The organism is Streptomyces sp. NPDC002690 (genome assembly GCF_053592415.1).
The window spans coordinates 1-10,734 of the sequence record NZ_JBSFVR010000262.1 but is presented as its reverse complement, the minus strand read 5'-3'; the positions used below and the strand labels follow the sequence as shown (position 1 = coordinate 10,734).

The window sequence follows — 10,734 nt, the reverse complement described above, 5'->3', positions numbered from 1 at the left end:
GCCCCGACGCGCTGGTCGCGTCGGGGCCGTACGGGCTTCACGGAACGGGGCGGGCGGCTCCCGTTACGGCAGGTTGCGCGCCATGACGATGCGCTGGACCTGGTTCGTGCCCTCGTAGATCTGGGTGATCTTGGCGTCGCGCATCATGCGCTCGACCGGGTAGTCACGGGTGTAGCCGTAGCCGCCGAGGAGCTGCACGGCGTCGGTGGTGACCTCCATGGCGACGTCGGAGGCGAAGCACTTGGCCGCGGCGCCGAAGAAGGTCAGGTCGCCGTCGAGGCGCTGGGACTTGGCGGCGGCGCTGTAGGTGAGCTGGCGGGCGGCCTCCAGCTTCATCGCCATGTCGGCGAGCATGAACTGGATGCCCTGGAAGTCGGCGATGGGCTTGCCGAACTGCTTGCGCTCCTGGACGTAGCCCTTGGCGTAGTCGAGGGCGCCCTGGGCGATGCCGAGCGCCTGGGCCGCGATGGTGATGCGGGTGTGGTCCAGGGTCTTCATCGCGGTGGCGAAGCCGGTGCCCTCCTCGCCGATCATGCGGTCGGCGGGGATGCGGACGTTGTCGAAGTAGATCTCGCGGGTCGGGGAGCCCTTGATGCCGAGCTTCTTCTCCGGGGCGCCGAAGGAGACGCCCTCGTCGGACTTCTCGACGACGAAGGCGGAGATGCCCTTGGAGCGCTTGGTCGGGTCGGTGACGGCCATCACCGTGTAGTACTCCGAGACACCCGCGTTGGTGATCCAGCGCTTCACGCCGTTGAGCACCCAGAAGTCGCCGTCGCGTACGGCCTTGGTCTTCATGCCGGCCGCGTCGGAGCCCGCGTCCGGCTCGGAGAGGGCGTACGAGAACATCGCGTCGCCCTTGGCGAGCGGGCCCAGGTACTTCTTCTTCAGCGCCTCGGAGCCGGAGAGGATCACCGGGAGGGAGCCGAGCTTGTTGACGGCCGGGATGAGGGAAGAGGACGCGCAGGCGCGGGCCACCTCCTCGATCACGATGACCGTGGCGAGCGCGTCGGCGCCGGCGCCGCCGTACTCCTCCGGCACGTGGACCGCGTGCAGGTCGGCGGCGACGAGGGCGTCCAGCGCCTCCTGGGGGAAGCGGCCCTCCTCGTCCACCGCCGCCGCGAACGGGGCGATCTTCGCCTCGGCGAGCGACCGGATCGTCTCGCGGAGCATCTCGTGCTCCTCAGCCGGACGGTAAAGGTCGAAATCGGTCGAACCCGCCAAGACGCTCACTCCCCAAGGATGCTAACTACCGTTCAGTAACCCAATTTTAGTCCCGGCCACTCGCGATGGCCTACGCGCCGGACGCGTGAGCTTGACGACAGCGCGTGGCGGAACGGTCGCGGTCACCCACAGAGGGGGAGGAAGGGTAACCAATGGCCGATAACGGGCGGAAATGGCGGCCGGGCGGGCCCGACTATGCTCGGCGAGGCACGTCCGTCCGTTTCATCCAGGAGCACCCATGGCCCTCAGGATCACTGTGATCGGCACCGGCTACCTCGGCGCCACCCATGCCGCGGCCATGGCCGAGCTGGGCTTCGAGGTGCTCGGGCTCGACGTGGTGCCGGAGAAGATCGAGCTGCTCCAGGCGGGCCGGGTGCCGATGTACGAGCCCGGTCTGGAGGAGATCCTCCAGAAGCACGTGGCCGGGATTCCGGGCTCCACCGGGCGGCTGCGGTTCACCACCTCCTGGGAGGAGGTCGGTGAATTCGGCGACGTGCACTTCGTCTGCGTGAACACTCCGCAGAAGCACGGCGAGTACGCCTGCGACATGAGCTATGTGGACAGCGCCTTCGCCTCGCTGGCCCCGCACCTGACCCGCCCGGCGCTGGTGGTCGGCAAGTCGACCGTGCCGGTCGGCTCGGCGGCCCGGCTGGCGACGGTGCTCGCCGAGCTGGCTCCGGTGGGCGCGGACGCGGAACTGGCCTGGAACCCCGAGTTCCTGCGCGAGGGCTTCGCCGTGAAGGACACCCTGCACCCGGACCGGATCGTCGTCGGGGTGGAGAGCGAGCGGTCCGAGAAGCTGCTGCGCGAGGTGTACGCCGTTCCGGTGGCGGAGGGCTCCCCCTTCGTGGTCACCGACTTCCCCACCGCCGAACTGGTGAAGACCGCGGCGAACTCCTTCCTCGCCACCAAGATCTCCTTCATCAACGCGATGGCCGAGGTCTGCGAGGCGGCCGACGGTGACGTGGTGAAGCTGGCGGAGGCGATCGGGCACGACGAGCGGATCGGCTCGAAGTTCCTGCGGGCCGGTATCGGCTTCGGCGGCGGGTGCCTGCCCAAGGACATCCGGGCGTTCATGGCCCGCGCCGGTGAGCTGGGCGCCGACCAGGCCCTGACCTTCCTGCGCGAGGTCGACTCGATCAACATGCGCCGCCGGGGCCACATGGTGGAGCTGGCCCGGGAGGCCGTGGGCGGCAGCTCGTTCCTCGGCACCCGGGTGGCGGTGCTGGGCGCGACCTTCAAGCCCGACTCGGACGACGTACGGGACTCCCCCGCGCTGAACGTGGCCGGGCAGATCCACCTCCAGGGCGGGCAGGTCACCGTCTTCGACCCGAAGGGCATGGAGAACGCCCGTCGGCTCTTCCCGACCCTCGGGTACGCGGAGACCGCGCTGGACGCCGTGCGCGGCGCGGACGTGGTGCTGCACCTGACGGAGTGGCGGGAGTTCCGCGAGCTGGACCCGGTGGCGCTGGGCGAGGTCGCCGCGCACCGCATACTGCTGGACGGCCGCAACGCGCTGGACAGCGCGGTGTGGCGGGCGGCCGGCTGGTCCTACCGGGCGATGGGCCGCCCGACCGCCTGACCGCGCCCCGCACCCCCGCGTACGCCGAGAGGCCGCACCCGAGACGTTCCGGGGCGGCCTCTCGGCGTACGTACCGGCCCGTGCGGGCGGGACGGAGCGGCCGGTCAGGACTGGGGCTTGCCGTCCAGTTGCTCGATGGTGGCGTGGGACGGGCTCCGGCGGAACTGGAGGTCGCGGGCGACCGACTCCGCGTCGCGCAGCACGCGTACCGCGTTCTGCCAGGTGAGCTTGGCGAGGTCGGCCTCGGACCAGTCGCGGCGCAGCAGCTCCGCGATCAGGTTCGGGTAGCCGGAGACGTCTTCCAGGCCCTCGGGGAGGAACGCGGTGCCGTCGTAGTCGCCGCCGATGCCGATGTGGTCGACGCCGGCCACCTCGCGCATGTGGTCGAGGTGGTCCGCGATGGTGGAGACCGTGGCCATCGGGCGCGGGTTGGCTTCCTCGAAGTCCTCGTGGATGCGCATGGCCTGCGGGGAGGTGTCGAGGTGGTGCAGTCCGTGCTCGCGCATGTTCCGGTCGGCGGCCAGCGTCCACTCGACGGCGTCCGGCAACACGAACTTGGGTACGAAGGTGGCCATCGCGACCCCGCCGTTGTCACGCAGCGAAAGAAGCACGTCGTCGGGGACGTTGCGCGGGTGGTCGCAGACGGCGCGGGCCGAGGAGTGCGAGAAGACCACGGGCGCCTCGCTGGTGGCGATGGCGTCGCGCATCGTGCCGGGTGACACGTGCGAGAGGTCGACGAGCATGCCGCAGCGGTTCATCTCGCGGACGACCTCGCGGCCGAACTCGGAGAGCCCGCCGAGCCGCGCGACGTCGGTCGCGGAGTCCGCCCAGTCGAGGTTGTCGTTGTGCGTCAGCGTCATGTAGCGGACGCCGAGGGTGTGCAGGGCGCGGAGGGTGGCCAGCGAGTTGTTGATGGAGTGACCGCCCTCGGCCCCCATCAGCGAGGCGATACGGCCCTCGGTGCGGGCCGCCTCCATGTCGTCGGCGGTCAGCGCCCGGCGCAGGTGCGCGGGGTAGCGCGTCTGCATCTCGCCGACGATGTCGATCTGCTCCAGCGTGGCGCTGACGGCGTCGTCGCCGCTGAGCTCGGAGGTCACGTACACCGACCAGAACTGCGCGCCGACGCCCCCGGCGCGGAGCCGGGGCAGGTCGGTGTGGAGGAGGCCGCGCTGGTCCTGGGCGATGTCACGGGCGTTCAGGTCGTAGCCGGTCTGCATGCGCAGGGCCCACGGCAGGTCGTTGTGACCGTCGACGACGGGGTGGACGGCGAGGAGGTCCCGGGCCCGCCGCAGGCGGTCTGCGTGAGCCGTGGTTTCCGTCTGATTCATGGGCGGGGAGCCTACTGCCCGAAGCCGAAGGATTCGGATCCTTCGACCTTGGCCCGCAGCCGCCGGCCCTTCTCGGTAGCCTGTTCGTTCAGTTCGCCGAGGAAGGTGGTCATCCTCTCGCGGAGCTCTTCGTCGCCGGTGGCGAGGATGCGGGCGGCGAGGAGTCCGGCGTTGCGCGCGCCGCCGACGGAGACGGTGGCGACGGGGATGCCGGCGGGCATCTGCACGATGGAGAGCAGGCTGTCCATGCCGTCCAGGTACTTCAGCGGTACCGGGACGCCGATGACGGGCAGCGGGGTGACGGAGGCCAGCATGCCGGGCAGGTGGGCGGCGCCGCCCGCGCCCGCGACGATCGCCTTGAGGCCGCGGCCGGCCGCCTGCTCGCCGTACGCGATCATCTCGCGGGGCATCCGGTGGGCGGAGACGACGTCCACCTCGTACGCGATGCCGAACTCGTCCAGGGCCTGGGCGGCTGCCTCCATGACGGGCCAGTCGGAGTCCGACCCCATGACGATGCCGACGACGGGTGCGGTGCGCGGGTCTGTCATTCGGTGATCGTCCCTCGGAGGTAGTCGGCCGCGTGCCGGGCGCGCTCCCGCACGTCCGTCAGATCGTCGCCGTAGGTGTTGACGTGTCCGACCTTGCGGCCGGGCTTCACGTCCTTGCCGTACATGTGGATCTTGAGCTGCGGGTCCCGGGCCATGCAGTGCAGGTAGCCCTGGTACATGTCGGGGTAGTCGCCGCCCAGGACGTTGCACATGACCGTCCAGGGTGCGCGCGGGCGCGGGTCGCCGAGCGGCAGGTCGAGCACGGCGCGGACGTGGTTGGCGAACTGCGAGGTGATCGCGCCGTCCATGGTCCAGTGCCCGGAGTTGTGCGGGCGCATGGCCAGTTCGTTGACGAGGACGCCGGGGGTCCCGTCCGCGCCGCGCACCTCGAAGAGCTCGACGGCGAGGTGGCCGACGACTCCGAGTTCGGCGCCGATCCGCAGCGCGAGCTGCTGGGCCTCGCCGGCCAGCTTCTCGTCGAGGCCGGGGGCCGGGGCGATGACGGTGTCGCAGACGCCGTCGACCTGGACGGACTCCACGACGGGGTAGGCGACGGCCTGGCCGTGCGGGGAGCGGACGATGTTCGCCGCGAGCTCCCGCACGAAGGCGACCTTCTCCTCGGCGAGGACCGGGACTCCGGCGCGGAAGGGCTCGGCGGCGTCCGCCTCGGAGCGCACCACCCAGACGCCCTTGCCGTCGTAGCCGCCGCGCACCGTCTTGAGGATCACCGGGTAGCCGTCGCCCTCGCCCGCGAAGGCGGTGACGTCGGCGGGGTCCGTGACGATGCGGTGGCGGGGGCAGGGCACGCCCAGCTCGGTGAGCCGGGCCCGCATCACGCCCTTGTCCTGGGCGTGCCGCAGGGCGTCGGGGCCGGGGCGGACGGCGATGCCGTCGGCCTCCAGGGCGCGCAGGTGCTCGGTGGGCACGTGCTCGTGGTCGAAGGTGATCACGTCGCAGCCGCGCGCGAACGCGCGGAGGGTCTCCAGGTCGCGATAGTCGCCGACGACGACCTCGTTCACCACCTGGGCGGCCGAGTCCTGGGGAGTGTCACTGAGCAGCTTGAATGTCAGGCCGAGGGGGATACCCGCCTCGTGGGTCATGCGGGCGAGCTGACCGCCGCCGACCATGCCGACTACCGGGAACGTCACGACCCCAGGGTATCCGCCGCCCCGGTGCCCCTCGAATCTGGCCCGAAGGGGCTCCCCGCCGCCGTGACCGGGGTGTGTCCGGCCGGCACACCCCGGGCTTCGCCGGGTGCGCGAACGCGACCCATGGGCGTCGCACGGCCGGGCTGGTTAGCATGAGCGCGTTGACGAATCCGACCGGACGGGGCTGAACGATCACCATGAGCGAACGGGGCGCACTGCGAACCCGGCTTGATCGGCTGGCCCGCGAGGTCGCCAAGTTCGGCGTGGTCGGCGCGCTCGGGCTGGTGGTCAACATCGCCGTCTCCAACCTGATCTGGCGCACCACGGACATCCCGACGGTGCGGGCCGGGCTGATGGCCACCTGCGTGGCCATCCTCTTCAACTACGTCGGGTTCCGGTACTGGACCTACCGGGACCGCGACAAAAGTGGCCGGACCCGCGAGCTGACGCTGTTCCTGCTGTTCAGCGCGGTGGGAGCGGTGATCGAGACGGGCGTGCTCTACGCGGCGACGTACGGCTTCGGCTGGGACACCCCGGTGCAGAGCAACGTCGCCAAGGTCGCGGGCATCGGGATCGCCACGCTCTTCCGCTTCTGGTCCTACCGCACCTGGGTGTTCAAGACTCTTCCCGCGAAGGAGGCCCTGGTCGTCGCGGAGAAGTTTCCCGGACGACGGCAGCCCTCGGAGCCGGTAGAGCCGGACCGCGTGGGGCACTGAGCGCACCACCCTGCCGGGCCGCCCGCACCGCCCTGCCCCGGCCGCCCGTCCCGTCCGGCGCCCCCGCCCGGTCCCGCTCTCAGCGGACCGGGCGTTCCTGTTCCTGGGGGGTACGGGCGACGCTGCCGAGGAAGAGGGCGAAGACGGGCGGCTGCTGCTGGAGGAGTTCCAGCCTGCCGCCGTCGGCTTCGGCGAGGTCGCGGGCGACCGCGAGACCGATGCCGGTGGAGTTGCGCCCGCTGATGGAGCGTTCGAAGATCCGGGCTCCCAGGTCGGCGGGGACGCCGAGGCCCTCGTCGGTGACCTCCACGACGATCTGGTTGCCGGTGACGCGGGTGCGCAGGGCGACCGTGCCGCCGCCGTGCATCAGCGCGTTCTCGATGAGGGCGGCGAGCACCTGGGCGACGGCTCCGGGGGTGCCGACCGCGCGCAGGCCGTGCCGGCCGGAGCGGACGACGGCGCGGCCCTCGCCGCGGTAGGCGGGGCGCCACTCCTCGATCTGCTGCTTGATGACCTCGTCGAGGTCGAAGACGACGGCGGAGCCGGTGCGCGGGTCCCGGGCGTTGGTCAGCAGCCGCTGGACGACGTCGGTGAGGCGCTCGACCTGGGTGAGGGCGATGTTCGCCTCCTCCTTCACCGTGTCCGGGTCGTCGGTGACGGAGATTTCCTCGATGCGCATGGAGAGCGCGGTCAGCGGGGTGCGCAGTTGGTGGGAGGCGTCCGCCGCGAGCCGGCGCTCGGCCGTCAGCATCCGGGCGATCCGCTCGGCGGAGGCGTCGAGGACGTCGGCGACCCGGTCCAGTTCGGGTACCCCGTACCGCTTGTGGCGGGGACGCGGGTCGCCGGAGCCGAGGCGTTCGGCGGTCTCGGCGAGGTCGGTGAGCGGAGAGGTCAGCCGGTTGGCCTGGCGTACGGCGAGGAGTACGGCCGAGATGATCGCGAGGAGGGCCACCGCGCCGATGATCAGCAGAGTGCGGCCGACCTCGCGGGTGACGGCGGAGCGGGATTCCTCGACGGTGACCCGTTCGCCCTGCTCGCCCTTCACGACGGAGGTGATGGCGTTGCCGCCGGGGCGCGTACCGACCTCGATCGGCGCGCGGCCGGGGAGTTCGACGCGGGCGTACCGGTCGCCGACGACCTGTTCGTCGAGCACGGCGAGGGTGATCGGCTCGTCGCTCAGCAGCCGGCTCTCCACGACGCTGATCAGCCGGAGCGCCTCGGAGTCCACGCTCTCCTGAGCGCTGTCGCTGATGGTGCGGGTCTCCACGAGGACCAGGGAGATGCCGAAGACGGCGATCACCACGAGCACCACGGAGAGCGTGGAGTTGATCAGTCGGCGGCGCATGAGGTGCTTCTGCCCGTCAGCTCTGGTCGAGAGGTCGACGTGTTCCGGTGTCCGTCAGGTTCGGGTCCGGCGGTCCGGGGCGGCGGTCCTGGTCCGGACCGCCGCCGTCGGCTCAGCTCTTCTCGAACCGGAAGCCGACGCCGCGGACGGTCGCGATGTAGCGGGGGTTGGCCGCGTCGTCGCCGAGCTTCTTGCGGAGCCAGGAGATGTGCATGTCCAGGGTCTTCGTCGACGACCACCAGGTGGTGTCCCAGACCTCGCGCATCAGCTGATCGCGGGTGACGACCCGGCCGGCGTCGCGGACCAGCACCCGGAGCAGGTCGAACTCCTTCGCGGTGAGCTGGAGCTCCTCGTCGCCCATCCAGGCGCGGTGCGACTCGACGTCGATCCGTACGCCGTGGGTGGCGGGCTGCGGGGCGGGCTCGGCGGCGCCGCGCCGCAGCAGGGCGCGGACGCGGGCCAAGAGCTCCGCGAGCCGGAAGGGCTTGGTGACGTAGTCGTCGGCGCCGGCGTCCAGGCCGACCACCGTGTCGACCTCGTCGGCGCGGGCGGTCAGCACCAGGATGGGCACGGCGTGGCCGTCGGCGCGCAGCCTCCGGGCGACTTCGAGGCCGTCCATGCCGGGCAGTCCCAGATCGAGGACGACCAGGTCCACGCCGCCCTGGAGCCCGGCGTCGAGCGCGGTCGGGCCGTCCTGACGGACCTCGACCTCGTAACCCTCCCGACGCAGGGCGCGGGCCAGTGGCTCCGAGATGGATGCGTCGTCCTCGGCGAGCAGTACACGGGTCATGGGGTGATGGTAGTCCGCGAGGGAGGCCGGGAGTGAGGCCCCGGAAAACGCCTTCAGACCAAGGGCCCATCCTCATAAAGACCTTCGAAAGATCGACTACGGTTCCGGTCCCACCTGTGATCGATGTCTCATACTCTTCCATATGGTGCAAGGTCGTGTCGTATGGTGTTGCGACGCCTGTTGCACTAATGGGGACCTTTGGGCAGCGTTTCGCGCCGAAGGTCCCTTTCATGTGCGGGCTGGTTCCCGCCAGTCTTGATAACGAGTGAATGACCTGTGGGCCGGGCCCGGAGCGCGAGGATGCGCACCGGGCGTGGATCCCGATGCGGTCGGTCCCCCGTCTCCTTACCTCCCCACGAGGACGGAAGGCGGAGCGAGTCCCCTTTCAGGCGAGGGGCAGGGCCCCGAGCGCGTCGGTGCCGGCTACCCCCCACCGGGCGCATCCCCGCTTTCACGGCGGTGACACGTCCCCATCAGCAAGGATCGACCATGGCGTCCAGCCTGACGAAGGAAACCGCCGGCCAGACCGGCGGGGCGACCTTCTTCGGCCACCCCCGCGGCCTGGCCACGCTCTTCATGACCGAGATGTGGGAGCGTTTCTCCTACTACGGCATGAGGGCCCTGCTCCCCCTTTACCTGATCGCTCCCAACGGGCTCCACATGAACCCGGCCACGGCGACGGCGATCTACTCGGTCTACCTGTCGCTCGTCTACCTGCTCGCCATGCCCGGCGGCTGGTTCGGCGACCGGGTCTGGGGTCCGCGCAAGACCGTGGCCATCTCCGGCGCGGTGATCATGGTCGGTCACCTCGTACTGGCCCTGCCTTCCGAGGGCACGTTCTTCGCCGGCCTCGGTCTCGTGGCCATCGGTTCGGGCCTGCTGAAGTCCAACATCTCCACGATGGTCGGCCACCTCTACGACGGCCCGGACGACCCGCGTCGCGACGGTGGCTTCACGATCTTCTACATGGGGATCAACCTCGGTGGCTTCGCGGCCCCGCTGGTGATCGGCACCATCGGCGAGAACGTCAACTGGCACCTCGGCTTCGCCCTGGCCGCCGTCGGCATGGGGCTGGGTGTCGCCCAGTTCCTGCTCGGCAGCCGCCACCTGGACGCGCGCAGCTTCGAGACTCCGAAGCCGCTCTCGACCAAGGAGCGCGCCTCCACGCTGCGCAAGTCGATGATCTGGCTGGCGATCGCCGCCGTCTTCTACATCATCACGGTCGCCACCGGCGTCTACACGCTGAACTGGCTGCTGGTCCCGATCACGGTGGCCGGTCTGGTCATCCCGGTCATGGTCCTGGCGCGCATCAAGCGCGACAAGGACCTGAGCGCCACCGAGCAGTCGAAGGTCTCCGGCTACATCTGGTTCTTCGTCGCCGCCGCGCTCTTCTGGATGATCTACGACCAGGGCGGCTCGACGATGGCGATCTTCGCCGAGTCGTCGGCGCGGAACACGGTGTTCGGCTGGGAGTTCCCGGTCTCCTGGTACCAGTCGGTCAACCCGGTCCTGATCATGGCCCTGGCCCCGGTCTTCGCCGCCTTCTGGATGGCGCTGAACCGCCGCGGCAAGGAGCCGAGCACGATCGTGAAGTTCAGCTCCGGCCTGGTGCTGGTCGGTGCGTCGTTCTTCCTCTTCCTGGCGCCGCTGACCATCGCCACCGACGGCCACCAGGCCGCCGCGATGTGGCTGGTCGCGATCTACTTCGTGCAGACCGTCGGTGAGCTGACGCTCTCCCCGGTCGGCCTCTCGGTCACCACGAAGATGGCTCCGGCCAAGTACGCCAGCCAGATGATGGGTGTGTGGTTCCTCGCGGTCACCGCGGGCGACTGCACCACCGGTCTGCTCTCCATCGCGGGCGTGGACCTCAACGGCACCGGCATCGTCACCCTGCAGGCCGCGCTCGCGGTCCTCGCGGGCGTCGCGATCTACATGTACCGCGGCAAGGTGAAGAAGCTCATGGGCGACGTGCGCTGAGGCGTACCGCCCGAAACGGCGGAGGGCCGCCGCGCTGGCCCTCGCCGTACGGCACGGCTCCGGCGGGGTGGTCGACCGG

Annotated in this window: 9 protein-coding genes; 3 read left to right on the top strand and 6 right to left on the bottom strand. The window is 70.5% G+C overall.

All coding sequences use genetic code 11. The annotated features are described in order from the left end of the window. Positions 1-63: 63 nt before the first annotated feature. The gene (locus ACWD3D_RS26420) at positions 64-1,221 is read right to left on the bottom strand and encodes an acyl-CoA dehydrogenase (RefSeq protein ID WP_451463287.1); all 1,158 of its coding nucleotides are present in this window, start codon (positions 1,219-1,221) and stop codon (positions 64-66) included. A gap of 238 nt (positions 1,222-1,459) precedes the next feature. Here ACWD3D_RS26420 and ACWD3D_RS26415 point away from each other — a divergent pair, with 238 nt between their 5' ends. Next, complete coding sequence (locus ACWD3D_RS26415; RefSeq protein ID WP_451463285.1) at positions 1,460-2,803, top strand: UDP-glucose dehydrogenase family protein; 1,344 nt, start codon at positions 1,460-1,462, stop codon at positions 2,801-2,803. 104 nt (positions 2,804-2,907) lie between these two features. Here the strand turns inward: ACWD3D_RS26415 and ACWD3D_RS26410 are convergent, their stop codons facing one another. From ACWD3D_RS26410 to ACWD3D_RS26400, 3 genes are read right to left on the bottom strand one after another with little or no spacing between them, the layout of a single operon-like run. Continuing rightward, positions 2,908-4,131 (bottom strand): dipeptidase, encoded by a 1,224-nt coding sequence (locus ACWD3D_RS26410; protein WP_451463284.1) that lies wholly within the window; start codon positions 4,129-4,131, stop codon positions 2,908-2,910. Between the two features lie 11 nt (positions 4,132-4,142). Continuing rightward, entirely contained in the window at positions 4,143-4,679 is a 537-nt protein-coding gene (gene purE / locus ACWD3D_RS26405) for a 5-(carboxyamino)imidazole ribonucleotide mutase (RefSeq protein ID WP_451463283.1), read from the bottom strand. Then, positions 4,676-5,806, bottom strand: coding sequence for a 5-(carboxyamino)imidazole ribonucleotide synthase (locus tag ACWD3D_RS26400; RefSeq protein ID WP_451463286.1), 1,131 nt, complete (start codon positions 5,804-5,806; stop codon positions 4,676-4,678). Before ACWD3D_RS26400 ends, purE begins: the two co-directional genes overlap by 4 nt. Positions 5,807-6,024: 218 nt before the next feature. On the opposite strand from ACWD3D_RS26400, the gene ACWD3D_RS26395 reads away from it, so the two are divergent. After that, positions 6,025-6,543 carry a GtrA family protein gene (locus ACWD3D_RS26395; RefSeq protein ID WP_451463282.1) on the top strand — a complete coding sequence of 173 codons (519 nt, stop codon included), beginning with the start codon at positions 6,025-6,027 and terminating at the stop codon, positions 6,541-6,543. A 79-nt stretch (positions 6,544-6,622) separates the two neighbouring features. On the opposite strand, the gene ACWD3D_RS26390 is transcribed toward ACWD3D_RS26395, so the two are convergent. Both ACWD3D_RS26390 and ACWD3D_RS26385 read right to left on the bottom strand, forming a co-directional pair. After that, the gene (locus ACWD3D_RS26390; protein ID WP_451463281.1) at positions 6,623-7,888 is read right to left on the bottom strand and encodes an ATP-binding protein; all 1,266 of its coding nucleotides are present in this window, start codon (positions 7,886-7,888) and stop codon (positions 6,623-6,625) included. 112 nt (positions 7,889-8,000) lie between these two features. Beyond that, positions 8,001-8,678, bottom strand: coding sequence for a response regulator transcription factor (locus ACWD3D_RS26385; protein WP_327176135.1), 678 nt, complete (start codon positions 8,676-8,678; stop codon positions 8,001-8,003). A gap of 489 nt (positions 8,679-9,167) precedes the next feature. On the opposite strand from ACWD3D_RS26385, the gene ACWD3D_RS26380 reads away from it, so the two are divergent. Continuing rightward, a complete protein-coding gene (locus ACWD3D_RS26380; protein ID WP_451463280.1) occupies positions 9,168-10,655 on the top strand; it encodes an oligopeptide:H+ symporter in 1,488 nt (495 codons plus the stop codon). The last annotated feature ends 79 nt before the right edge of the window (positions 10,656-10,734 follow it).

Excerpts from the sequence above, each read along its gene's own strand:
- ACWD3D_RS26410 (WP_451463284.1), bottom strand. The coding sequence starts at position 4,131 with ATGAATCAGACGGAAACCACGGCTCACGCAGACCGCCTGCGGCGGGCC.
- ACWD3D_RS26400 (WP_451463286.1), bottom strand. The coding sequence starts at position 5,806 with ATGGTCGGCGGCGGTCAGCTCGCCCGCATGACCCACGAGGCGGGTATC.
- purE (WP_451463283.1), bottom strand. The coding sequence starts at position 4,679 with ATGACAGACCCGCGCACCGCACCCGTCGTCGGCATCGTCATGGGGTCG.
- ACWD3D_RS26380 (WP_451463280.1), top strand. The coding sequence starts at position 9,168 with ATGGCGTCCAGCCTGACGAAGGAAACCGCCGGCCAGACCGGCGGGGCG.
- ACWD3D_RS26390 (WP_451463281.1), bottom strand. The coding sequence starts at position 7,888 with ATGCGCCGCCGACTGATCAACTCCACGCTCTCCGTGGTGCTCGTGGTG.
- ACWD3D_RS26385 (WP_327176135.1), bottom strand. The coding sequence starts at position 8,678 with ATGACCCGTGTACTGCTCGCCGAGGACGACGCATCCATCTCGGAGCCA.
- ACWD3D_RS26415 (WP_451463285.1), top strand. The coding sequence starts at position 1,460 with ATGGCCCTCAGGATCACTGTGATCGGCACCGGCTACCTCGGCGCCACC.
- ACWD3D_RS26395 (WP_451463282.1), top strand. The coding sequence starts at position 6,025 with ATGAGCGAACGGGGCGCACTGCGAACCCGGCTTGATCGGCTGGCCCGC.